Annotated in this window: 18 protein-coding genes and 2 pseudogenes; 7 read left to right on the top strand and 13 right to left on the bottom strand. The window is 41.4% G+C overall.

All coding sequences use genetic code 11. The annotated features are described in order from the left end of the window. Nucleotides 1-97: 97 nt before the first annotated feature. Entirely contained in the window at nucleotides 98-1,627 is a 1,530-nt protein-coding gene (locus tag AC0L6H_RS14610) for a tryptophan halogenase family protein (RefSeq protein WP_473389830.1), read from the top strand. A 38-nt stretch (nucleotides 1,628-1,665) separates the two neighbouring features. Here the strand turns inward: AC0L6H_RS14610 and AC0L6H_RS14605 are convergent, their stop codons facing one another. The 8 genes from AC0L6H_RS14605 to AC0L6H_RS14570 form a co-directional block, all read right to left on the bottom strand. Next, nucleotides 1,666-2,700 (bottom strand): LacI family DNA-binding transcriptional regulator, encoded by a 1,035-nt coding sequence (locus AC0L6H_RS14605; protein ID WP_473389828.1) that lies wholly within the window; start codon nucleotides 2,698-2,700, stop codon nucleotides 1,666-1,668. A 58-nt stretch (nucleotides 2,701-2,758) separates the two neighbouring features. Next, the gene (locus AC0L6H_RS14600; protein WP_473389827.1) at nucleotides 2,759-4,450 is read right to left on the bottom strand and encodes a glycoside hydrolase family 13 protein; all 1,692 of its coding nucleotides are present in this window, start codon (nucleotides 4,448-4,450) and stop codon (nucleotides 2,759-2,761) included. Between the two features lie 7 nt (nucleotides 4,451-4,457). Continuing rightward, complete coding sequence (locus AC0L6H_RS14595; RefSeq protein ID WP_473389825.1) at nucleotides 4,458-5,810, bottom strand: MFS transporter; 1,353 nt, start codon at nucleotides 5,808-5,810, stop codon at nucleotides 4,458-4,460. A gap of 307 nt (nucleotides 5,811-6,117) precedes the next feature. Further along, nucleotides 6,118-6,651: a D-glycero-alpha-D-manno-heptose-1,7-bisphosphate 7-phosphatase gene (locus AC0L6H_RS14590; RefSeq protein ID WP_473394548.1), complete on the bottom strand. Its 534-nt coding sequence runs from the start codon at nucleotides 6,649-6,651 to the stop codon at nucleotides 6,118-6,120. Nucleotides 6,652-6,698: 47 nt separating this feature from the next. Continuing rightward, complete coding sequence (gene mmsB, locus AC0L6H_RS14585; protein WP_473389824.1) at nucleotides 6,699-7,580, bottom strand: 3-hydroxyisobutyrate dehydrogenase; 882 nt, start codon at nucleotides 7,578-7,580, stop codon at nucleotides 6,699-6,701. Between the two features lie 10 nt (nucleotides 7,581-7,590). After that, nucleotides 7,591-8,739: an enoyl-CoA hydratase/isomerase family protein gene (locus tag AC0L6H_RS14580; RefSeq protein ID WP_473389823.1), complete on the bottom strand. Its 1,149-nt coding sequence runs from the start codon at nucleotides 8,737-8,739 to the stop codon at nucleotides 7,591-7,593. A 13-nt stretch (nucleotides 8,740-8,752) separates the two neighbouring features. Continuing rightward, the gene (locus tag AC0L6H_RS14575) at nucleotides 8,753-9,907 is read right to left on the bottom strand and encodes an acyl-CoA dehydrogenase family protein (protein WP_473389822.1); all 1,155 of its coding nucleotides are present in this window, start codon (nucleotides 9,905-9,907) and stop codon (nucleotides 8,753-8,755) included. Between the two features lie 33 nt (nucleotides 9,908-9,940). Then, nucleotides 9,941-11,431 (bottom strand): CoA-acylating methylmalonate-semialdehyde dehydrogenase, encoded by a 1,491-nt coding sequence (locus AC0L6H_RS14570; protein WP_473389820.1) that lies wholly within the window; start codon nucleotides 11,429-11,431, stop codon nucleotides 9,941-9,943. 281 nt (nucleotides 11,432-11,712) lie between these two features. On the opposite strand from AC0L6H_RS14570, the gene AC0L6H_RS14565 reads away from it, so the two are divergent. After that, nucleotides 11,713-13,389 (top strand): response regulator, encoded by a 1,677-nt coding sequence (locus tag AC0L6H_RS14565; RefSeq protein WP_473389819.1) that lies wholly within the window; start codon nucleotides 11,713-11,715, stop codon nucleotides 13,387-13,389. 94 nt (nucleotides 13,390-13,483) lie between these two features. Continuing rightward, nucleotides 13,484-13,972, top strand: coding sequence for a glutathione peroxidase (locus AC0L6H_RS14560; protein ID WP_473389818.1), 489 nt, complete (start codon nucleotides 13,484-13,486; stop codon nucleotides 13,970-13,972). Here the strand turns inward: AC0L6H_RS14560 and AC0L6H_RS14555 are convergent. Beyond that, nucleotides 13,953-14,711 carry a methyltransferase domain-containing protein gene (locus AC0L6H_RS14555; RefSeq protein ID WP_473389816.1) on the bottom strand — a complete coding sequence of 253 codons (759 nt, stop codon included), beginning with the start codon at nucleotides 14,709-14,711 and terminating at the stop codon, nucleotides 13,953-13,955. The genes AC0L6H_RS14560 and AC0L6H_RS14555 overlap by 20 nt on opposite strands. Before the next feature lie 23 nt (nucleotides 14,712-14,734). Further along, entirely contained in the window at nucleotides 14,735-15,502 is a 768-nt protein-coding gene (locus tag AC0L6H_RS14550) for a Nif3-like dinuclear metal center hexameric protein (RefSeq protein ID WP_473389814.1), read from the bottom strand. Nucleotides 15,503-15,603: 101 nt separating this feature from the next. Between AC0L6H_RS14550 and AC0L6H_RS14545 the strand changes: the two genes are divergently transcribed. Further along, nucleotides 15,604-15,954 (top strand): hypothetical protein, encoded by a 351-nt coding sequence (locus AC0L6H_RS14545; RefSeq protein ID WP_473389813.1) that lies wholly within the window; start codon nucleotides 15,604-15,606, stop codon nucleotides 15,952-15,954. Between the two features lie 87 nt (nucleotides 15,955-16,041). Here the strand turns inward: AC0L6H_RS14545 and sohB are convergent. Together sohB and AC0L6H_RS14535 are read right to left on the bottom strand one after the other, a co-directional pair. Then, nucleotides 16,042-17,081, bottom strand: a pseudogene (sohB, locus tag AC0L6H_RS14540) (protease SohB). 276 nt (nucleotides 17,082-17,357) lie between these two features. Then, nucleotides 17,358-19,976, bottom strand: a complete 2,619-nt coding sequence (locus tag AC0L6H_RS14535; RefSeq protein WP_473389812.1) for a VolA/Pla-1 family phospholipase — start codon at nucleotides 19,974-19,976, stop codon at nucleotides 17,358-17,360. A 268-nt stretch (nucleotides 19,977-20,244) separates the two neighbouring features. On the opposite strand from AC0L6H_RS14535, the gene AC0L6H_RS14530 reads away from it, so the two are divergent. After that, nucleotides 20,245-21,030: a YciK family oxidoreductase gene (locus AC0L6H_RS14530; protein ID WP_473389810.1), complete on the top strand. Its 786-nt coding sequence runs from the start codon at nucleotides 20,245-20,247 to the stop codon at nucleotides 21,028-21,030. Nucleotides 21,031-21,088: 58 nt separating this feature from the next. Here AC0L6H_RS14530 and glnS read toward each other — a convergent pair whose 3' ends face one another. Beyond that, entirely contained in the window at nucleotides 21,089-22,756 is a 1,668-nt protein-coding gene (gene glnS, locus AC0L6H_RS14525) for a glutamine--tRNA ligase (protein ID WP_473389809.1), read from the bottom strand. 168 nt (nucleotides 22,757-22,924) lie between these two features. Here glnS and AC0L6H_RS14520 point away from each other — a divergent pair. Together AC0L6H_RS14520 and AC0L6H_RS14515 are read left to right on the top strand one after the other, a co-directional pair. After that, nucleotides 22,925-23,970: pseudogene (locus tag AC0L6H_RS14520) on the top strand (LacI family DNA-binding transcriptional regulator). A gap of 44 nt (nucleotides 23,971-24,014) precedes the next feature. Then, nucleotides 24,015-25,532, top strand: coding sequence for a tryptophan halogenase family protein (locus tag AC0L6H_RS14515; protein WP_473389808.1), 1,518 nt, complete (start codon nucleotides 24,015-24,017; stop codon nucleotides 25,530-25,532). Nucleotides 25,533-25,567: the final 35 nt, after the last annotated feature.

Genomic DNA, 25,567 nt, shown 5'->3' with positions numbered 1-25,567 from the left:
GCTAAGACTTCGAAGATACACTCGGGTCTTCAAAAGTGATATTATTTGACATATGAATATTGCCTAAATAGCTCAATTACTTCAGGGATATACAACAATGAAAACAAAAGAAAACGCTAATAGTAAGCACCCTAGTGCAGTTAGAAAAGTGCTTATTGCTGGCGGCGGTACTGCGGGCTGGATGGCTGCGGCGCTGTTAAAGAAAGTATTAGGAAATGAAGTTGATGTTGCCCTCGTCGAATCTGAAGATATTGGTATTGTTGGTGTTGGAGAAGCTACTATCCCGCCCATACAGGTATTTAATAAATATTTGGGCATTGATGAAAAGGATTTTTTACGTGAAACAAATGGCACAATTAAGCTTGCAATTCAATTTGAAAACTGGCGTGTAAAAGGAGAGAGCTATTTACATACTTTTGGTGCCCCAGGTACCAATATGGGCTTTTGTAATTTTCAACATTATTGGCTACGCGCCAAAGAATTAGGCCTACCCTATTCTCTATGGGATTACGACTTAAATTACCTTGCTTGTAAAGCGGGCAAAGTCGGTAAAATAAAAAACCCCAACCCAATATTTGAAATGCAATATGCTTATCATTTCGACTCCGCCTTATATGGCCAATACTTAAGAAAGCTCGCTGAAAAAATGGGCGTTACTCGCCATGAAGGGATTATCGATAAAGTAGCAATAGATGACACCAGCGGCTTTATCACTAAGCTTAAGTTACATAACGGTAGCGAGCTTTTTGCCGATTTATTTATAGATTGCACCGGATTTAGAGGGCTACTGATCAAACAAATAATGGGCGTTGCCTATGAAGACTGGTCACATTATTTAACGGCCAATACAGCCCTTGCAGTGCCGACCAAACGTTTTGAAAAAACACTTCCCTACACTCGCAGTATTGCGCACTCTGTTGGTTGGCAATGGCGTATTCCACTGACGACCAGAAACGGCAATGGAATCGTCTACAGCGACCAATATATGACTGAGAGTAAAGCTGAAGAAACCTTGATGTCTAATCTAGATTCACCCGCATTAGATGAACCTAGAAAAATACGCTTTTGCACCGGCAGAACCGAGCAACAATGGCATAAAAACGTGGTTTCTTTAGGGCTATCTAGCGGCTTTTTAGAGCCCTTAGAATCAACAAGTATTCACCTTATTCAGTCGGGCTTAGTTCGTTTACTCAAAATGTTCCCAAATGAAGGCATTTACGACTCTACCGTTGACGCTTACAACGCTGAGTCTAAGCAAGAGTTTGAAACCATCAGAGACTTTATTGTATTGCATTACCATTTAACCGAACGTGATGATTCTGATTTCTGGAACGATATGCGTAATATGAAGATTCCGCAGCGATTGGCAAGCAAAATGGCAACCTTTGCTGATACTGCGGCGGTGTTCAATGATAATAACGATATTTTCAGAGACGCTTCGTGGCTACAAGTCATGATGGGACAAGGCAGTTATCCTAAAGACTACCACCCTGCCGCCAAGGTCTTGAAAAAGGAAGAGTTATTGCGCATCTTTGAACAAATACGCGATGCAAAGAATCAGCCTTTAGCCCAATTTATGCCGCACGATGACTATTTGCTAAAACTAACGGCTGCAACAAGTCACTAGCCACAAGACGCAGTATCTTAAGTAACTAATCGAGGCACCTATATAGTGCCTCCAGCTTGAAGCTCATAAGGGAGTACAACACTATTAGTGTCACCATTGATTAACATGGTGGCCGCAACAACTCCTTTTTCTACACTTGATTGACTCACTGTCGAGATATGAGGACTTACTCGTTTTACTTCGCCTATACCGTCGAAACCGGTAATGCGTAATTCCTCAGGCACTTTAATATTCAAATCCTTAGCACACTGCAACACTTCAATAGCAATTAAATCGCTCATACAAAGTACTACCGTGGGTTTGGGATGGGAATTAAGTACCTCTAGTGCGGCTTGTTTAGCATACATATGTTTATTCTCGGGCGTATGCCAAATGGCGCCACTTATTAAGTCGACACCTAGCTCTTCAATCGCTTTAAAGTAACCTTCAAGACGTCTGTGGGTCACGCAGTGTTCTATATCCAATAATGGAGCATCGTATATGCGACAAGTGTGATTCGCATCTATTAGTCGTAAGCCAATAATGGCGACTCTGTCTGTCTTTTTTATGGCTGATTTTGCTATTTCATAGGCTGCGGTATCGTTGTCAATATTCACCGACGGCGAGCCTTTTAGATTAAAATCAACGGTAACAACTGGCTTGCTTTGTATACTAACTTGACTAATTAACGAGGCATTGCGTGGCGAGCCGTAACAGATGAAACAATCAACAAAGTCAATCACGTCACGAATATTTTGTGAATCACCAGCATATAACAATAAATGCTTGCCATTTTTCTTAAGGACTCGTGTAACACCTTGAATAAAAGAGCTCGCAACAGGATCTGTCACCATATACTCAATATTATCGGCGAGCACTAAAGCTATAATATTAGACTTGCCCTTACGTAAAATTTGCGCAGCCTTGTTGGGGCCAGCATAGCCCAGTTCCTTACAAGCAGCGAGTATCTTCGTTCGTTTATTGACTGACAACTGGTCCGGACGATTAAAGGCATTAGATATTGTCGCTGTAGATGTATTTAGAGCAAAAGCTACATCCTTTAAAGTAAGATTTCGCTTTCGGCTTACCGACATATTACACCCGCCTGTGCTAGAAACGTTTTTACCATTTTCACTATTCTCTTCAGGTTACTTACTGCGCCGAGATATCAAAGATTATCGCTTGATAAGGCTCTAATCTAATTTTATTATCCTCACAGCTAAAAGTAGATAGATTATTTATTAGTACGTCCCCTAAACAAATATTATCTGACAAGCTTTGTTCTAGTGCTTGGTCAGAAAAGTTAAGTAAGACTAATAATTTATTATCATCTAAGCTTCTGGTATAAGCGTACAATTGGGTATGCTCTGGATAAAGCAACTCATAGCTACCATAAACTAGGGTCAAATTCTCTTTGCGAAGCGCTACCAACTTACGAAAATAATTAAGCTCCGAATCTGGCCTATTTTGCTGCTCGGCAACATTTACCTTTGTATAATTAGGGTTAACTTTTAACCATGGCGCATTAGAACTAAAGCCAGCGTTCGTGGTATCGTCCCATTGCATTGGTGTACGCGCATTATCTCTACCTGTTATTTTATGGGAAGCCAACAGGGCTTCAGTGTCACCACCTTCTTGTTCTGTTAAATGATACCAATTGATTGTCATCAGGTCATTATAGTCGTCAATCCTATCAAACTTGATGTTTGACATGCCAATTTCATCACCCATGTAGTAATAAGGTGTACCACGCATTGATAGTAAATAAGTACTGAGCATTTTAGATGCGCTTGCTCTATATTCGGGTAAATCACTGGCGAAACGAGAAACCATGCGCGGAAAATCATGATTACCAAAATATACCGTGTTCCATCCTTTCGTACTCAATGCCGCATCCCATGCTGACATCACTTCTTTTAGTTTCACCACATTCTGGAAGTCTTCGTTGAGAATACCACGGTCTGAAACACCTATCGAAACGTGGTCAAAGTGATAATTCATATTCAGTTCTTGGCGTGACTCATCAACTAAATCTAAGACGTTATCGGTGTGCGTACCAGGACCTTCGGCTACGGTCATAATGTCGTATTTACTCAACACTTCACGATTCATCTCGTGCAAGTATTCATGTAAGCGAGGCCCTTGTGCATACTTATCAATCATTTTCTGACCTTGATATACGGCTTCAAACTCTGGATAGTTTTCGTGCTTTGAAATAAAGGTAATAACATCCATTCGAAATCCATCAATACCCTTTGCAAACCAAAAGTGCATCATGTCATAAATTTCTTCTCTGACTTTAGGGTTTTCCCAATTTAAATCAGGCTGTTTCTGGGAAAAGTAATGTAAATAATAAGCATCTGTTTGTTCATCATACTTCCATGCATCACCATTTACATCAAAGTAACTCCAGCGAGCAGGAGGTGTGCCTTTTTCGGCAGGCCACCAATGATAGTAGTCACGGTATGGATTGTCTCTTGAAGAACGCGACTGCTTAAACCACTGGTGCTCATCACTTGAATGATTTACCACTAAATCCATAACAAGCTTAATGCCACGTTGATGCATCCCTTCGAGCAATTCGTCAAAATCAGCCATAGTGCCAAACTCGGCCATAATTTCACGATAATCCGAAATGTCATAGCCGTTGTCGTCATTTGGAGAGCGATAGCATGGATTTAACCAAACAACGTCTATGCCCAAACTCTTGATGTAATCAAGCCGATTAATGATGCCACGCAAATCCCCAACACCATCGCCGTTTGAGTCTTGAAAACTGCGCGGATAAATTTGATAAACAACCGCTTCTTTCCACCACTTTCTTTCAATATTGGCTAATTTCATAATTTCTTTATTTTCCCTGCTCAGATTTATTTTCTCGTGCTTCGCCGGCAAGGCTATCTGCACTAGTATTTATTCTAAGTGCTAGGGCGCTACCTAATAAGAATAATAGGCCACAAAAAGCAAGTGCATTGCGAGGATCACCGCCCAATACTGAGTCATAAATTAACCCAATACTTAACATTTCCATAATTTGAGGGAGGCAAATCATGGCATTTAAAAGCCCCATGTAAACCCCAATTCTTAAAGCTGGTGCAACATTCGCACACATAATAAATGGCACAGTAATGACCCCAGCCCAACCAACACCCACTAAAGCCATACATGCTAGCGTCATATATAGATCTGTGGTCAGTTGCATAGACAAAAAGCCTAAGCCACCCACTAATAAACAAAAGGCATACACGCGATTATCGCCAAACCTGTGTACTGTTTTAGCAATAAAAAACGACATCACAAGGGTGGATATATGCATGACCGCAAAAGCAGTACCGCCTTGGGCAGTACCTTCTGCAAATCCAGGTGAATCAGGTGTAGGCGCGTTATACACATGATAAGCAATAGATAATGATAAATACTGCCACATTAGCGGCAACCCAAACCACGTTACTAATTTTACCCACCACAATTGCCGTAATGATTTAGGCATCTCTTTGAATGCAGAAAGTAAATCAGGGAGTACGCTTGATAATACCTTTCCTTTATTTTCAGCTTGGAAAGCTTCGATATTTTCAGGCGGGTATTCTTGCGTTTTTGTAAAAGACCAAATTGCCGTGATAATAATAACCACAACTCCAATGACAAAAGAAAATTTAACAATATCAGGGATTTGCGTACCATCAGTTACCGCCGATACACCCACGGCTAACATAATAACGGGCATTAAGCTGGCTAATATTTGTCCAGTAGAAATCATGAATGTTTGTAAGGCAAAAGCAAACGGACGCTGAGGACGATTTACCATATCCCCAACCATCGCACGGTAGGGTTCCATCGCGGTATTCATAGCCGCATCTAAAATCCAGAACAAACCTACTACCATCCATAGTTCAGGAACATAAGGCATGAACATAACGGCTGCACTACCTATTAACGCACCCCACATGAAAAAGGGCTTGCGACGTCCAAAACGAGTCCATGTACGGTCGCTTAGCGCACCAATCAAGGGTTGTATAAGTAGCCCGGTTACCGGACCGGCTAGCCAAAGCATGGGCAGTTCATCATAAGATGCGCCATGATAAGTAAATATAGGACTTAAATTTGCTTGCTGTAGACCAAAGCCATACTGGATGCCCAAAAATCCAAAGCACATGTTCCAAATTTGCCAAAATGACAAGGTAGGCTTTTTTAAAGTAGTGTTCATAGTATATCAACTTGTGAAGTGGGAAACCGAAAATACCGTTGATACTGCATCAGCGATATTTTGTGAATTATTTGTAAACAACATGCGACAGAGTATGTAATACTTTTCTTAATCGTTCAACATCTAATTAAGAAAAAGTTATCAACGCGAGACAATCAAATTATCCATTGTTTTTTAATTAGCTGCTGAAATAAAATATTAACAATATATTTCAATCACTTAAGAAATATTCAATATAATATATGTAGTAGATCTGAATGTAGAATAAAAAACTTAATTGTTTAAGATTTAATGCAGAGTAAACAAATTACTCAAGAAAAGTAACTTGATCTAAAGAATCGATTTTTTCAATATGCGTTTGTGACTGAATAGTCGGCAATTTAGAGACACTTTGGCCAAGCAAAAATGCATATGCGATTTTTGCATTGACTGCAAAGGCCATATCTGAGGGTTTGTCACCTACCATGATTGACTGTTTGAGATCGAGCGCAAATTCTTTTTGCGCACGCAAAGCCATGCCTGGAGAAGGTTTACGACAATTGCATGCTTTCTTATATGACCCAATCGCTTCGCTGGGGTGATGAGGGCAAAAGTAGACCTTATCAATATCGGCTTTTTTCTGCCTAAAGTAGTTAAGCATCCACTCATTTAATTTGAAAAAGCATTCTTCAGTATAATAACCGCGCCCGATGCCTGATTGATTCGTTACGACAATCACTTTGTACTGCAATTGCTTGGCACGCTTTACCAAATCGAATATCCCCTCAACAAAGCTAAACTTGTCTATTGAGTGAACATAGCCATAATTCTCATTGATTATGCCATCGCGGTCTAAAAACAGGGCCTTATTAATAAATTATCCTAGTATTTTATAGGGCTAAAAAACACCTATTCTTGTTGTAGGTACGCTTCATAAATGGACGAAAAATCCTTAGCGCCATTTCCTTTAAGAGCATGCAATTGATACAACGACTTTGCCATAGCACCCATTGGTACCACTGACTGATTAGCTGCTGCGGCACTCATCGCCAAATGCAAATCCTTGTTCATCAAATCAACCATAAAGCCACCTTGGTAGGCATTTGAAGAAGGGACATTTTCCATTACATTGGGCACAGGATTATACTTTTCTAAGGTCCAATTATTGCCAGAGCTTTGGCGCATAATTTGTGACATTACCTTAGGGTCAAGCCCGTTGTCTATAGCCAATTTTAATGCTTCGCTAGTGCCCGCCATTAAAATAGCCAGTAACATATTATTGCATATTTTTGCGACTTGCCCTGCCCCTGCTTCACCTGCGTGAAAACAATTGCTGCCCATATGCTGCAATACCTCGATTGCTTGGTTTACCACATTATCATGACCACCAATTATAAAGGTAAGTGTCGCTGCCTTTGCGCCAGCAACACCACCAGAAACAGGCGCGTCAACAAAGCGATGACCTTGTTCTTCCAACATCCTATGTAGGCTTCTCGCATCGCTAGCATCTATAGTACTGCAGTCAATAAAAAGCGTATTTGGCTTGGCGTCATTAATGATATCTGAATACAACTGCTTTACGTGCTTACCGGCAGGCAACATACTAATCACAACATCTGCGTTACGAACTGCGTCAGTTGCTGATTTAGCGGCTGTTGCACCTTGCTCAGCAGCTTTGTCCATTTGACTCGCAACAAGATCGTAAACATGTATATCATATTCAGTTTTCAGTAGATTACTCGCCATCGCAAGTCCCATGTTTCCTAATCCATAAAAGGCGATTTTAGACACGGTCTTCTCCTTACTCGGTGGTTAATGATTGTAGTGGGTTTGGTCTTTCGTGTTCATCAAAGAAAGTAAAATGCGCATTTATAAGCGCTGGCGGAACTTCTTCGTGCGTTCTATAGGTCCATTTTGCTAGCTTATCTTTTTCAATCAAAAGCGCTCTGACGCCTTCTTGAAACTCCCGCCCTACACTGCATTGAAACGCCATGCTAAGCTCCATTTGTAGACACTCAGCTAAACTTAAGTTATGCCCTCGCTTTAATTGCTCGATTAATAACAGCGCTGTTATTGGACTCCCTTCGCTGTAACTTGCTATAGCTTTACTGACGATTTTTTCATCAGGGAATTGCGCCTGCAATGCAATTAGAAATTGATTTATCTGTGATACATCATCAATAGTTTGCAAAGGAGCGAGTGCTTCCATAATCGAACTCAACTTCCCTTCAAGACTAACGAAAGGTTCACATGTCAATTCAGCTTTATGGAAATCAAGAATAAGCGCATTAATTGATTGTTCACTAATGTTTGTTAACAATTGCAATGCATCAAGAAAAGAAGCTTTCTTGGCATGCGCAATATGGGCATTTGCCAGTCCAATGCGAACACAGTCTATAGCATTAATACTCGCGCCCGTTAGACCCAAAAATTTACCCACACCTGCAGGCATCTTATTCAGGAAGTAACTTGCGCCGACATCAGGAAACAAGCCTATCGTAATTTCAGGCATAGCCACCCGCGCAGACTCAGTAACTATACGATGGCTTGCGCCAGCAAAAATACCCAAACCTCCGCCCATAATAATGCCATTTCCCCAGCATATAACGGGCTTAGGGAAACTGTGAATGCTAAAGTCAAGTCTGTATTCTTGTTCAAAAAATTGTGCCATAAATGGCGGTAAAGCATTAGGATCTTGTTGTTTTTGCTCAAGCATCGCTTGATACATCGACACAATATCGCCTCCTGCACAAAATGCTTTATCGCCCTCGCTGTCAATAAAAACGGCACCAATGTTTTGGTCGTTGCGCCATTTTTTCAATTGTTTTTGAATCGCCTGCACCATATCCAAGTCAAGCGCATTTAGCGCTTTTGGCTTATGCAAGCTAATACAGCCTATAGAGAACTCACCTTGCGTAGCATGAATCGTTGTGCGTATTTTATCTGTCACCCGCGTTTCACTCCTATAGGACTTCACGTAAATCGCTAAGCAATCGACGCGCGATAATCACTCTCATGATTTCATTCGTACCTTCTAGAATTTGATGCACTCGGACATCTCGTACATGCCTCTCTAGTGGATATTCTTTAATATAACCATAACCCCCATGTATTTGTAGCGCTTGGTTACAGACCTCAAAGCCGACATCAGTAGCAAAGCGTTTTGCCATCGCGCAATAGGTGCTTTTGTCAGTATTATTATTATCCAGTTTACTTGCCGCCAAACGCACTAGCTGCCTTGCTGCTACGAGTTCTGTCGCCATGTCGGCAAGTTTAAACTGCAGTGCTTGAAATGCACTTAGTGGCTTACCAAACTGCTCGCGCTCTTGCATATAGGCAGCGGCGGTATTCAATGCTTGTTGCGCGGTACCAATCGAACATGTAGCAATATTAATCCGCCCGCCATCAAGTCCTTGCATAGCAAACTTAAAGCCCTGACCAAGCTCACCTAATAGAAAATGCTTCGGAATAATGACATTATCAAAACTCACCATGCGCGTGGGCTGTGCGTTCCAGCCCATTTTCTCTTCAGCTTTTCCGTATTCAATTCCTTTGCTGTCTGCAGGTACAAAAAAAGCAGAAACACCACCAGCACCATCACCGCCAGTACGTGCCATAACCACAAGTGCTTGAGTAGCACCTGCGCCTGAAATAAAGACTTTAGCCCCATTTAATACAAAATTATCCCCTTGCTGTTTTGCACTGCTTTTCATATTAGCTGCATCAGACCCATTGCCGGGCTCTGTTAAACAATAACTAGCTAATTTTTCGCCTGACACAAGCGCGTCCATCCATTGTGCTTTAAGCTCAACGCTTCCCCATTTCGCAATCATCCATGTAGCCATATTATGTATAGTGAGCATGGCGGTGGTCGTAGTGCATCCCATTGAAAGTTGCTCAAATATAATCGACGAATCTAACCTAGATAAGCCCAAACCACCTGAGTCTTGTGGTGTGTATAATCCACAAAAACCAAGTTCTCCCGCTTTTCTAATCACCTCCACAGGAAAATAATGTTCGCGATCCCACTTTGCCGCATATGGTGCTAACTCTTGGTCTGAAAACTGCTTAGCGGTCTGGCTAAACGCAATTTGATCATCAGTCAATTCAAAATTCATTGCTTACCCTTACTTTGTTGATTATCAGATTAATTAACGTAAATTAATCGACATGTTTGGCCCAAGAACACTCTCATCATCAAACCATCTAGCGGTTACTGTTTTCGTCTCAGTATAAAAACGGACAGCCTGTTTTCCATAGGCATGAAGATCACCATAGAAAGAGTTTTTCCACCCTGTAAACGAGAAAAACGGCAGCGGCACCGGAATAGGCACGTTAATTCCCACTTGTCCTACCTCAACATTGCTTTGATAGTTTCTTGCTGCAGCGCCACTGGCGGTGAATATCGATGTACCGTTTCCGAAAGGATTTTCATTCACTAGCTTTATAGCATCAGCCAAGGTATCTACGCTTATACAACATAACACAGGCCCAAAAATTTCTTGCTGGTAAATTTGCATATCGGTGGTCACATCGCTAAATACAGTAGGACCAACCCAATTACCTTGCTCATAGCCGGCCAAGCTAAATGAAGAACCATCAACTAGACAGGTGGCCCCTTCTTGTTTTCCAGTGTCGATGAGTGACAAAACTCGTGCTTTTGCTTGAGGTGAAATTAGCGGTCCAAAACCCGCCTTCTCGTCATTCCATAAACCAGGCTTTACTTCGCCAATTTTTTCTGCAAGCTCGTCAATCCATTGTTTACTCTCGCCAACAAATACAGCTACTGAAATGGCCATACATCTTTGTCCTGCTGCGCCTACGCTGGCACCAACTAGATTATTAATGACTTGCTCTTTGTTGGCGTCGGGCATAATGACAGAATGGTTTTTTGCACCAGCAAAGCACTGTGCTCTTTTCATATTTTGCGTTGCAGTTCTGTATATATGTTGCCCAACCGGTACACTACCAACAAAAGAAACCGCTTTTATTGCTTCTTGTTCAAGCAAATAATTCACCTCATCTTTGCCACCATGCACTATATTTAATACACCCGCTGGCGCGCCGGCTTCAATAAATAACTCTGCTAATTTCATCGGCGTATTAGGGTCTTGCTCAGAAGGCTTCAACACAAATGTATTGCCACAAGCGATCGCCATCGGGAACATCCACAATGGAATCATCGCAGGGAAATTAAATGGCGTGATACCTAGACACACTCCTAGAGGTTGGATAATGCTATATGTGTCGATATTTTTGGCGACATTTTCAACCGTTTCACCCATCATCATCGACGCCACATTGGCGGCTTGTTCTACTACTTCTATTCCCCGCCACACATCGCCTTTAGCATCTTCAAAAGTTTTCCCGGTTTCTTTTGATAAAATAGTCGCAATTTCATCATGATGCTCTTTTAATAAATGCTGATAGCGTAGCATCACTCTTGCGCGTTCTGAGACAGGTACTTTCTTCCATGTCGTGAACGCCATTTGTGCGCTTTGAATGGCGGCGTCCATATCACTATGGGTTGAGACTGGGATTTTAGAAATATCTTCGTTAGTGGCTGGGTTTTGTACCATGATAACTTGAGAAGATTTCGATGTTACAAAATGGCCATTTATTAATTGGGCGACTGTATTCATGTAAACACTCTTGGTTAGTAAACGTTAATTATTGGGTTAAGTGACCTGATCGACAACCATTCACCTTTACGTTAACGTAAACTATAAATGAAGATGGGGTGACTTGTAAATCTTCTGTTAGTGTTTTTAACGTTTATTGTAAAGTATGGCGAAAAACAATAATTGCATTTTTGCCTAACAAATCATCGTAATTTTCCGATACACCCTTATAGATTCATATTCTTCGCATGCGCTTTTTTAGTCGAGCGCCGACGTTATTTTAGCTAAAGGTTCTCATTAATATGCTTGCAGCCCCTCACTATACTGGTCAACTCGTAAAACCCTTGCGCGTTGCCATTGTAGAAGATAACGCAACCGCACGTACTAATTTACGCAGTCATTTAATGGGCATAGACCATTTTGATGTCGCAAGTTATAGCAATGGCAATGAATTAAAGAATGGACTACGCGTCAATAATTTTGATCTTGTATTGATGGATTACCATCTAGGGCAAAGTAAAAATGGTGTTGAATGGATCACGACCCTACTCGATCGTAATTTATTTAAACCGTCAACCGGTTTGGTTTTTATCACTTCTGACGGCACGCCTCAAACGATAGGACAGATCCTAGACTTACATCCTGACTTTATTCTCATAAAGCCTTACACAATTAAAAGCTTCAGCGTAAATTTAGTGCACTATCTCAAATTGCGTAAAGTGGTACTTCCGGTTCTTCAACACATGAATCAAGACAATAACGCTGAAGCACTTAAGCTCATTTCAAGATTGATTGAACAAAATACAAATAAACGCTTTGCAAACGATCTGCTAAAACTCAAGGGGCGTTTACTGCTTATCGAAAAACAGTATCCTAAAGCCATTGCACTCTACTCTAGCATACTGGAAAAATCGTCGAATGTACTGTGGGCACATTGGGGGCTTATCAAAAGCGAATTTTTTACTGGCCAATGGGAACAGTGCCAAAAGATGCTAAACGACCTAATCTCTCGTAGCCTAACTAAAGATAAAGCCTATGAGTGGTTAGCTAGTGTATCTATCGGTAAAGCCCAATACAACGATGCAGAAATTATTCTTGATAACATAAAAGAAAGTGAATTAACTATTCAAGCAACACGATTAAAAGTGCTTGCACTTACGATGCAGAAAAAGAATGACGAAGCAAAGGTACTACTCGAAAAAAAGATCCAGAATAATCTAAGTGTAAAAGACAGAATGAGTGAATATGCACTTGAACTTGCGAGATTTCATATCCAAATGGCAGAAACACTGGTAGAGGAAGACAGCGCTCACAACAAACATAATACAGAGCCAAAAGGACTAGAGAAGGAGGAAAACTTGTCGACTGCCCGTAAGCTTATCGGAAAAGCTGCGCGCACGGTAAACGACCGTCAGTCCCAATTGCAGAAGGATTATATGCTTGCCTTAGCATATACCGTTGAAGGCGATAAAGACCGAGCCAAGAAAATGATGGAAAAATCTGGAGAATTTGCGCTTCAAACTAATTTGCAAGTGGGTACCATGATAGATGCTGTCAAAGTATGGTTTGGCATTGGTCAAAGCGACAAAGCTAACGTAATATTGCAAGAATGCGACGATTACTTGATGCACAAGAGTAATCACGTAGAAAAGCACATATGCGCAGAGATGATTAGCACGATAGAAGAAAACCATCACCTACAAAAAGACCGTGCACTGCAAAGCAATGACAAAGGTAATAAGCTTTATAAGAAAGGTGAGTTTCTTGAAGCAATTAATTATTTTTTCAAGTCTTATAAGTTGTTTCCCGGAATCCCAGCATTTTCCTTGAACTTATTACAATGCATGGCCCAAACCCATAAACAAGAATTTAAAGGCTTGCATGCTGATGCCTTATATAAAGAACTCACGAGTGTCTCTTTGTCACCGAAAAACCAAATAAAACTTGATCATATTAAGACACAATTTGGATTTCAGTAAATTACAAAACTTGTTCGTTATGACAAACAGCTAATGCATGCGTTTTTCTATAATGCTATTCTAGTGGCACATATAAATAGCTTATCTGGCGCCTATGACTAACTCAATACACAACCTATCTTATACCAACAACAAAGGCGAAACCGTTTCTTTAGGGGACTATGCAGGAAAGGTAGTGCTCATTGTCAATACTGCTAGCAAATGCGGATTTACGCCTCAATACAAAGGTTTAGAGGAGCTCTATCAGAAACATAAAGACAAAGGTTTTGAAATTATAGCGTTCCCTTGTGACCAATTTGGTGGACAAGAGCCTGGTAGCGACGCCGATATAGAACAGTTTTGCGAGTTAAATTTTGGCGTAAGCTTTGATTTATCGACAAAAGTCGACGTCAATGGCGACAATACACATCCTATATTTGTAAGTTTAAAAAAGAGTGCACCTGGCATATTAGGAAGTAAAAGAATTAAGTGGAATTTCACTAAATTTTTAGTTGCTAAAGACGGTAGTGTGCAAAAACGTTATGCAACAGCAACGAAACCCGAAGCAATTGAAAATGACATAATCAACGCGCTTGAAGCATAATATGAAAATATTTACCGAGCCATTTGTATGGCTCGGCATCGCTATACTTAATTTCCATTTCTAAGAGTTGCTGATACTGTGTTTCAATCTTTGATTTATCCATAATGTAATCGTGAAAACACCTAATTCCCCTACTTTGTAAGATATCCACTTCTTCTTTTTGCGCTAAATACGCCAATACCTCTGTTGGCTTTTGCGCATTGTGAGGATTCAACCTGACGGTATTTTTTGCTGGCAAACCTTTCTCTACATAATCAAAATTTGCATACAGCAAGTTCGAAAACACTTTTGCATCATGATTGAAAAATGACAACGAAGCTCGCCCTGACCGTGCGAGCAATAGCGGTATTTTATCTAATGCGTCGAAGGGTTCATTTAACCATTCTAGTACCGCGTGACAAATGACAAAGTCAAACTTAGTTTTGATACTCGCCTGTATGTCATTTACGTCGCCTAACACAAACTGGGTGTTTGGGTATTCATGTAAACGCTGTCTTGCAGTCGTTAATATGTCATTGGATATATCAAAAATGGTTACCCTATGACCTCTTTTCGCAAACTCAAGCGCCATGACGCCGCTGCCTCCACCTAAATCAAGTACATCCATTGGCGCAGATTCAATAGCTGATGACAAAAAATGCAGTAATAATTCATGCCGCAAGCGCCCTTTACTGGTGCCATAAATGTTTTGGTCAAATTTATCGACAATACCGTCGAAACTGCTACGAGGAGTATTCATTTTAATAGTGTAGTCATATATTTTTACGCTGGGTTGTCTATATCGACAAATTCGACATCTATTGACTGATTTTGCTGTAACCATTCGCCCAACGCTTTTACGCCATAACGCTCGGTTGCATGATGTCCCGCCGCAAAGTAGTCAATATTTTGCTCAATTGCACTGTGTGTTGTTTGTTCCGATATTTCGCCCGAAATAAATGCATCAATTGCTTTACCATTGAGTTGTCTGCCTGCGACATCATCGATAAAGTTTTGACCACCTCCTGTACACCATGCAATCGTTGATATGTCTTGCTTATTGCCTATACTAAGGCTTGCCCGATGCAACTTTGATTCTAGTAACAAACTAAGCTCATTGTGGGTCATGGGGCTTTCTAAATGGCCGGCCATTATAATCCCATAAGGCTTAGTTGTTTCAAGCGCTTCAATATTTTTCACTTTAAGTACGGAGCCTAGTTGCGCGTTGTTGCCGAAATGAGGGTGAACATCGAGAGGCAAATGATAGGCAAGCAAACTAATATCGTTCGCCAGCAGATGTGCAATACGATTTTTTTTCATTCCCACAATAGCTTGATTTTCACCTTTCCAAAAATAACCGTGATGAACTAAAATGGCATCTGCGTTTACTGCTATCGCTTTTTTTATCAAAGCCAAATTTGCAGTCACACCGGTCACTATTTTATTTACTTGTTGGCGCCCTTCGACCTGCAATCCATTGGGGCAATAATCACTTATATTCGCACTTCCTAGTTCTGTATCTAGGATATTGATGAGGTCATTCAGTAACAATTTTCACTCCTTTAAGTAAGAAATTAGACAAATTCATATATTTTAGGTATAACTTGTTAAATATTAACATTATTTAAACAAGTAAAGGTGCATATTTACCAATGAGCAAACTAGACAAAGATACCGTAATAGATAATTTTACCCAAGCGTTTACCAAAGCACATGGCAAAGCGCCGACTATTGAATCAAAAGGCGGCTGGTATAGCGTTGATGGCGGTAAAAACGTTCGTTTAGCACAATTGGAAGAAATGACCGCTGAATTAGCTAACAGTAAACCAGAGTCTGCACCAGCGAAACCCGCGCCAGCCAAAAAAGCCACAGCAACTAAAGCACCTGAAAAGAAAGCGGCTAAGAAAGCTGCCAAAAAACCTAGCAACAAAGGTTTTTCAGTGAAAGATTTTTATACCCAACAAATACAAGCTGCAAATCCTGGTGCCAAAGCCCCACGATAGCTTAGCTCCTTCGCTTTTGTAGTGTTATGCAGTAAACGAAAAAGCCGCTTCTTTTACAAGCGGCTTTTCTTTATCTTAAGTTTTTACTTATACGCGCCAACTACGCACATTCGTCAAGACCGCAGATAACCCATTCTCAATTCCTTGGGATACAGCGAGCCCTAATTTCTGCGCAAAGGTTTTCTTTGCTGCGTATTTAAGTGTGAACATTTTGAACGCTTCATTCGCCTGCATTAAAAAGTCATCAGAAGTTTGAATATCGTCGACTAGGTTTAACTCTTTTGCTTTTGTTCCATACCAATATTCGCCGGTTGCAACAGTATCAATATTGATATCTGGTCTGTTTTCGGCAACGAAAGTTTTAAACATTTGATGCACGTCTTCAAGTTCAGCTTGAAACTTCTCACGTCCTTCATCTGAGTTCTCCCCAAATAAGGTAAGCGTTCTTTTAAACTGACCTGCGGTATGTAGTTCAAAATCAATATCATTCTTTTTCAGCAACTTATTAAAGTTGGGTAACTGCGCAATGACACCAATTGATCCTACAATGGCAAATGGAGCTGCAATGACTCTATCAGCAACGCAGGCCATCATATAGCCTCCACTTGCCGCAATTTTGTCGATGCTAATGGTCAGTTTAATGCCTTTATCGCGAATACGTTTCAATTGCGATGCAGCAAGCCCGTATCCATGCACAACTCCACCGCCGCTTTCAACTTTCACTAAGACTTCATCACCTTCTTTAGCGATGCATAGTATGGCAGTGATTTCCTTTCTTAGTGTGTCGACTTCTTTGGCCATCGAAGAGCCATTAAAATCAACCACGAATAGGTTATTTTGTTTTGTTTTATCAGCCTTGTCTTTATCGCTAGCTTTATCTTTTTTCTTTTTTTCTTCTTTTCATCTTTGTGAAATTGCTTTAACTCATCTTTGTTGAGCAAGGCTTCTTTACCCATTGTTTCGAGCTCGTCAAAGCTTTCAGATAAAGATTCCAATTCTAGATTACCGCTCCCTCCTGGTTTCTGCTTGGCCGCTAATGAAACAATCACTACCAAGACAGCGATTATTGCGACGACAATTGTGATTGCCTTGGCAAAAAACAAACCGTATTCAAATAAAAAATTCAAACAAATACTCCATAATTTTATGTTACTACCCACAAATATGGGGTGACTTTATTAAAGACCTAGAAAATGATTTCATTTTCTCTCATTTCCTGCACGCGGTCGACAGTATATATGAAGAAGGCATTTTTGGGGACTGGTAATTATAAGGGTTTAAGGTTCCGGAATTTTACGTCAATACATGCTAGACCAATCCTTAAGCCCTTCTCGCTTCCATTTATCAATAAAAAGTCACAAAAAAACCCGCCTCAAAGACGGGTTTCTTCGTGTAGCTTAGTATTATTGAATAACATCTGTGTTAGTAATTGGCAATACCGTCGCTTTCGACTTCAAATAGCCTGCCACTTGGGTTTGCATTTCAACCGTTACGTCTGAGTTTGGCACAGGGTTTAAACTACTACCATGAACACCTTGATTAAACTTAACGATCCCGCTAATGCCACTTTCTAGCATTTTAGTTGCAACGATTTCTTCAAGTTGCATCAATTGCGCTAATGGTAATTGACCCGACAGCGGCAAACTAGTGGTAATCGGAATAACCTGGTCAGACTTGTTTGCATCAGTACCGTCTCCTACTACCGTCATCATATGAACCGGCGTGTTTTGGCCAAGGGTAGTGAAATAGTTTACAGGATCTGACGAATCGGTCACTGTTTGCGCAGCAAAAGCAAACTGAGCAAAAATAGCATTTATTTGTGCTGTTTGTTCAGCGCTCAACTCAGCTAAAAAGCCTTGGGTTAGTGCAACTAACTGTGCTTCTGTAATGTCGGTTGTGCCATACGTGGCCATGATTGCTGCTTGAAACTCAGGTGAGGCTTGCGACAATAAGGAGCCTTTCACCAATGGACCAAAGCTAGCCGATTCAAGTAAAAATGTTGCTAAGCCACCACCAGGAGATTCTAATGAAGCAGCTTGTACGCTGTACATTGGTGAAAGCGGAGCGAGGTCACCTGTAAATGGCGTGTTTGCTACTGACGCGAACATTCCACCAGTAATGGCGCCTAAAGACACCCCCATAACCGAAACATCACCACTATTCACATTTACCATGCCCGTTTCGGTCATATCAATTACCGCATTTAAGCCTAAACGAACCCCAAGTAAATCAGCGACCGCTTGTCGGGTATTATCACGAGCTGTTGGCAAACTACCAAGATTTAAGAAATGCGTGGCACTGACCGAAGAAGCGTTTAAATCGTCGATCCCATTGCCAGTAAGGTCGAATCCGCGACTACCGTGAATCGGTTGGTCAATGGCTACCGTGGCAAATCCAGCTAAGGCCAAGCTGCCTGAGATAGACAACATATCTTCTTTTTTAGAGGTAATGCCATGGACTAGCATAACCACTGGCCAGCCACCATCAGGCATACTAATTTGAAATCCTAATGCGCCTGCTACTGTCGGATTTGGAATCGTCATTTGCACATCTAAGGTTTCGGCGCCATCTACTCTACCCTTCATTTGTGGAATCGGTGAAAACTTAGTTAAGTTGCGCGCGGGGTCTATTTTTTGATCATTGATACGAACATCATTCAAACCACCTAACTGACACATTTCGGCATTTGGACCTGGCGTGGCTACTTGTAATGCATCGCCTGCGTTGGCTAAAATAATGCCCGAAGTACAGGCTGATTCCCAAAACTCGTTAACCGGAGCAAGTGGGTTGTCTTGCCTAGGTACGGGCGAATAATAAGGTAAAGAAACATTGCCTTCAAACAAGGTTGCGGCACATAGTGGGCCTGCTTGCTGTAATGCTCCTTGGCCTACGCCTTGCGCTAAGGCATCAATGCCGCCATCTACTGCAGGCGAGCCAAAGGTTTGCCCTGTTGACGCCATAAACGAACCGCTAGCAGCAACTAATAGCCCGTTACATGTTGTCAACGAATCAAAGTTCGTAGCATTAATCGCGCTTTCAATTGCTTGGAGTGCATCGCTATCTTCAACCGCATCTGCAATTGCCTCAGTGATAGCGGCACTAGAGATAACCCCAAGCTTCTCCATTGCATTGCCACTGTCAGCCATTGCTGTAATACTAATTGCTGGCAGCGCCGCGGGCGCAGTAGCTGGCGCTAGCGCCATTCGTTGTGCAAACTCACCGATTTGTAATTGTTTAATTGTAGATAAAACCGTGTCGGTTGATTGAGTTGTAAAGACTTGAACGTAGCTTATTTCTTCACGCGTAAAACCAACAGTTGCCAAGCTATCAATATAGGTATTGACCAGACCCTGTAGTTGCAATTGCGACGCAGAAGACAATGGGTTTGTAGCAATATCCTGTTTTACTAAATCCCAAGTTGTAGAACCTTGAACACTCTTCCCAGAAGAATCCTTCAGTTTATCAGTCATTACCAGCATATAACCTTGAGCCGCTTTTAATGGTTTAAGCGGTACAACGTTAATTGAATCATCGTCAGCTAAAGATAATACATAATCAACGCCAAAGGTGAGCCTATCGCCCATCTTGCAGCCGGCACTGGGTATCGCAACAGCTCTACAATCTGCATCAGCCAAATCTAATCCGAGAGTGGCTTCATAAATGCTAATACCAGCAGATAAAGTAGAAGCGTCTAGACTTACGCCAGTGGCGACTTCAACATTTAATTGAAAAGGATGGTTCGTTGACCAACCGTCTAACACGTTAAGTGCGTTTTGTGGGTCAGAAAAGTCACTTGGATCGTCAACCGGAATGTTTAATGTATAATCAAAAAAGCCGTCGTCTCCAGGTAGCATAAGTAAATCGTTGGGTATATTCAAATTGCCATTAGCTGGGTCGAATACAATTCTTGAAACGGCTGTTTGCTGTTGCGTTTCGCTTTGGAGATCTTCAATCGTTTCGCCACCACAGCCAGATAAACCTAGTGCCGCTAAAATACTTGTACTAACTAACAGTTTTTTCATTCTAACTCCCTACATCGCTTGTAGATATTTGTGTCGTAAAAGTGATACTTCATACGTTGAAAGAAGGCTTTTGTACCAAACAACTTGTACGACCAGTTAATATTATGTCTATATTATTGACTTTGTGTCCACTTTGCAAAGTGTTTGTAAATCTAATGTGATAAAGTTTTGCAAATTTGTGACGCAAACGCCGTAAAACGCTGTAATACTTTAGCTCACCGAAATTCTGATGTACTATTCGAGCGGTTTAATAAATGAAGAAGTGAGCATGGTTGAACAATATCCACATTTGGCATTTCAAATTCACGAAAAAAGTTTAGCAAACAAAACAATTTTAGTTACCGGTGCAGGTGCCGGAATTGGCAGACAAGCGGCGCTGACCTACGCAAAAGCGGGTGCACAAGTTATTTTGTTGGGCAGAACAGTAGCAAAACTCGAAGCTGTTTATGACGAGATAATGGCTTTGCAGACAAGCGATATAAATATACAACAACCAGCCATCGTGCCCTTAGATTTAAAAGGGGCCCGGGCATCTGACTATCAGGGTCTAGCCAGTACAATCGAGGACCAATATAAGAAGCTCGATGGCATCTTATTGAATGCAAGTATATTGGGTAGTTTATGTCCCTTTGGTCAAATTAAAGAAAGTGAATATGATGATGTAATGCAAACAAATGTAAAAAGTCATTTTCTAATAGTTCAAGCCATGTTGCCACTTCTTAAGCGTACGAAATTGGCTTCAGTTGTCTTTACAAGCTCTTCTGTAGGGCGAGAAGGCCGAGCATTTTGGGGGACTTACGCAATCTCTAAATTTGCTACAGAAGGAATGATGCAGGTCCTTGCCGATGAACACAAAAACAGCCTTGTGCGTTTTAATTGTATTAATCCTGGTGCAACACGTACAGACATGCGTTCCAAAGCCTACCCAGCAGAAGACCCAAAATCTCTGAAAACACCTGCAGACATTATGCCCAGCTATGTTTATTTAATGTCTGACATTAGCCGCGGTATTACTGGTAAGTCCTTAGACTGCCAACCCAAAAAAGCACACTAACAAAAATGGTCACCTTCAAGGTGACCATTTTTATCTATGCCTTAAATTCATCTAGTGGCTATTTATGCTCTATTTTGGCCCACGTATCACGCAGCTCTACAGTGCGATTAAATATTAAATTATCACGACTACTGTCACTATCAACACTAAAATAACCAGTTCGTTCAAACTGAAACCCTTGACCATGCTCACCCTCAGTAAGCGACGGTTCAACAAAGCCTTGTTTCTTTACCAACGAATTGGGATTAATACTTTGGGTAAACTCTTCACTTCCTCCAGGATTGGCCACGTTAAACAAACGGTCATATAAACGCACTTCTGCGGCGACGCCTTTGCTAACACTAACCCAATGAATAACACCTTTGGCTTTGCGTCCATCTTCTGGATCTTTGCCCAATGTGCTATCGTCATAAGAACAATAAACGCAAGTTACCTTCCCGTTTTCGTCTGCGTCGAAACGCTCAGCCTTTAGGAAGTAGGCGTTTCTCAAACGCACTTCTTTACCAATCACTAAACGCTTGAATTTTTTATTGGCCGATTCTCTAAAATCTTCGGCTTCAATATACAACTCACGCGTGAAGGGTACCTCTCGTATGCCCATCTCGGGATGATTCGGATGGTTGGGCGCTGTCAACATTTCTAGCTTATCTTCAGGATAATTCTCGATAATCACTTTTATTGGATCAAGCACAGCCATGCGCCGAGGCGCACTTTCATTTAATTCTTCACGAATACAGGCTTCTAACATGCTCATTTCGACCATGTTGTCCATTTTAGTCACACCAATGCGTTTACAAAATTCACGCAATGCCGCGGGGGTATAACCGCGACGTCGCAGACCGGCAATGGTTGGCATTCTCGGATCGTCCCAACCAGAAACATAGTTCTCGCTCACCAACTGAATTAAACGACGTTTACTTAAAACGGTATATTCTAGATTTAAGCGACTAAACTCATATTGATGGGGTGTGCAATCAATTGTGATATTGTCAATAACCCAGTCGTAAAGACGACGATTATCTTGAAACTCTAAAGTACATAAGGAATGCGTGATGCCTTCAATAGCATCTGAAATGCAATGTGTAAAATCATACATCGGATAAATGCACCAACTATCACCGGTTTGGTGATGGTGGGCAAATTTAACACGGTAGATAATGGGATCGCGCATGCACATAAAAGGCGATGCCATATCGATTTTTGCCCGCAAGCTGCACTGCCCTTCTTGATATTCACCTAAGCGCATTTTTTCGAAGTGTTGTAGATTTTCTGCTACGCTGGTGTCTCTGTATGGGCTATTTGTCCCTGGTTGCTTTAAGGTCCCGCGCATCTCTCTGACTGCTTCGTGGTCACTAAAGTCAACATAGGCTAAACCCTTTTCGATTAGCTCTACGGCAAAGCCGTGCAGTTGTTCAAAGTAGTCTGAAGAAAAACGAATGTCTTTATTCCACGAAAAACCCAACCATGAAACGTCATTTTTTATTGAGTTTACATAATCAATATTCTCTTTTTCAGGATTGGTATCGTCGAAACGTAAATTGCAGGTGCCTTGATAATCTTCGGCAATGCCAAAATTTAAGCAAATAGATTTTGCGTGGCCAATATGAAGGTAGCCATTTGGTTCAGGTGGGAAACGTGTTGCCACTTGAGAATGTTTACCCGAGGCTAAATCTTTTTCAATTATTTGGCGAATAAAGTTGGTCGGACGACTGTCTGTCTCGGCCATAAATCGGCATTCCTTATTTTCGTAATGTTATGCATAAACGTTGAGTATATCACTCCCTTGCTATGAGCATAATAGCTTATTCGCAAATGTTACTGAAAAACATAAGACTTGAACAACCGAGTCGCACTAGTGTATAAAACATGCATAAATACCCACATATAGACGCCAATGAAAAGTAAAGCAACATCATTTGATATCGCCCATATGGCCGGTGTTTCCCAGTCTACAGTGTCTCGAGCATTGAGCGATAGTCCTTTAGTAAATCCTGAAACCCGTGAACGTATAAAAAAAATCGCCAAGGAAATAAACTACAAAGTAGACAAAAACGCGAGTAACTTACGCAAGCAACAGAGTAAAACACTCGCCCTATTATTGTTTGATGACCCAACCTCTGACGACAGCTCAATAAACCCGTTTTTTATAAGTATGTTAGGCAGTATCACAAAAGCGACCGCCGCCGCGGGCTATGACTTGCTTGTATCCTTTCAAAACCTTAATGATGACTGGCATGCCGTATACGAAGATAGTAACAAAGCCGATGGGCTCATATTATTAGGTTACGGTAACTACACTGATTACGAATATAAACTTTCACAGCTCGAGGACCAAGAGACTCATTTCTTGCGCTGGGGGCGCCTGACAAAAATCATCCGGGCATTTCTATTGGTTCAGATAATTATCAGGGTGGCTATATGATCACTCAACATTTACTTACTCTGGGCCATCGAAGTTTTGCCTTTATTGGCGAAGCAGGTGACAGTGCACCTGAACTACAGGCAAGGTATCTGGGTTGCGTCAGCGCCATTGAGTACGTTGGTTTGAAAGACGCCATGTTGATGCAAGTTGATGCAATTTCGACAGAGACCGACGGCTATTTAGCCGCTATCAAAATACTTGATACATTAAGCAAGGATAAACAGCCCGATGCAATTGTTTGTGCATCAGATCTTATGGCTATTGGCGCTATTCGAGCAATTCGAGAAAAAGAGTTAAGGGTGCCCGAAGACATTGCTGTTGTTGGCTATGACAATATCCAAGTAAGTGGATATTCAACACCCACTATTACCACGGTTCAGCAAAATACGGTATTGGCGGGGAAATTATTAGTGAGCAACTTATTAAAACTCATCAAAAATGAGAGTGTTGATGATATTTTGATGCAACCAGAACTCATCGTTAGGCGCTCATGTGGTGCTCAAGACAATGACGAATAATAAGTATATTGCCTTAAACAAAATGATTGGCTTATAAGTAGTTTATGAAAAAGATTGCAATATTAGGTGGTGGCACTGCGGGCTGGATGACCGCGGCGGCACTACAACATGCCCTTAAAAATGATGGTTTTTCGATCACCTTGGTTGAAAGTCCAACTATTGGAACCATTGGCGTGGGTGAGGGCTCAACTCCTCATCTTAAGCGATTTTTTGAGAATCTTAATATTGCCGAAAGTGAATGGATGCCACAATGTAATGCAACCTATAAAAATGGCATTAGTTTTGTAGATTGGACGGAGCACCTTGATAACAACCGTTATTTTCACCCTTTTCCTTCAATTATTGATCGTCAAACTGCAGGTCCATTTTTAGCAAACTGTATGGCTAAACATTTTGGAGCCAAGGTCGAAGTGAACCCTGATCATTTTTTTCTGGCCTATCTTCTTAGTAGCCAAGGTCTTGGACCTAAAACGCTCAAAGGCAAAGCACACATTCCTATTAACTATGCTTATCATTTTGACGCTAACAAGTTAGGTCAATTTTTGGCAGAAAAAGGCCGGCAGCTTGGGATTGAACATATTCAAGGAAAGTTTATAAGCGCTGTTGACGATGAATATGGCAATGTCACAAAAATGCAACTAGAAGACAAGCGCGTTATAGAAGCTGATTTTTTTATTGACGCCTCTGGCTTTGCTAGTTATTTGTTGCAGCAACACCAACAAGTTGGCTTTACTTCTTTTGCCGGCAACCTGTTTAACGATAGTGCGGTGGCTATTCCAAGTGAGGAAGCTAGTCCCTTATTGGCGCAGACCAAAGCCACCGCGCTTAAATATGGGTGGGCCTGGCATATCCCGCTAACTCATCGTAGCGGTAATGGCTACGTATTTAGCAGTCAATACACCAGTTTTGAAGCTGCTGAGCATGAACTGCGTGAACATTTATGCAAAAACAAAACACCACCAGCAGAAGGGGTAAAAGCCCGCCACATTAAGATGAAGGTGGGCCAGGTCAAACAAGCTTGGAAAAATAACGTGATGGCGATTGGACTCGCGCAAGGCTTTATAGAACCTTTAGAAGCTACTGCACTTCACTTAGTCATGGATTCCATTGGACTATTTTTAACTTGCTTTAAAAAAGGCGATTATCAAGACCAGGACCAACACGCTTTCAATAACGCGGTAAGCCAACGTTACGAAGGTATTCGTGACTATATTGTGTGTCACTATAAAGTGAATAGAAAAACCTCTAGCCAGTACTGGCAAGATTGCCGGCAAATCAGCGATATTTCAGCGAACTTACAGGCCGTACTTGATGCGTGGGAACAGAAAAAAGACATTACGCCTATTTTGCAAGAACGCGGCATGCAGAGCTTCTATCCGGCAATATCATGGTATTGCCTATTAGCGGGTTATGGACATTATCCTCATGTGGATCTTGGAAAGTTAGGTGGCAAAGCGCCTCAAGGCGGGATTAGCCAGAATGACTTTGCCCGCCTACAAGCCTTTATAAAGCAAACAGCAACGCAATTTGAAAAGCACACAGATTTACTTGTTAAGCAATAAGCAAGGGGCTATCTGTTAGCTTGCCCTTGCCTTGT

Source organism: Glaciecola sp. G7-5 (genome assembly GCF_055808975.1).
This window is presented reverse-complemented; position numbering and strand designations above follow the sequence as displayed.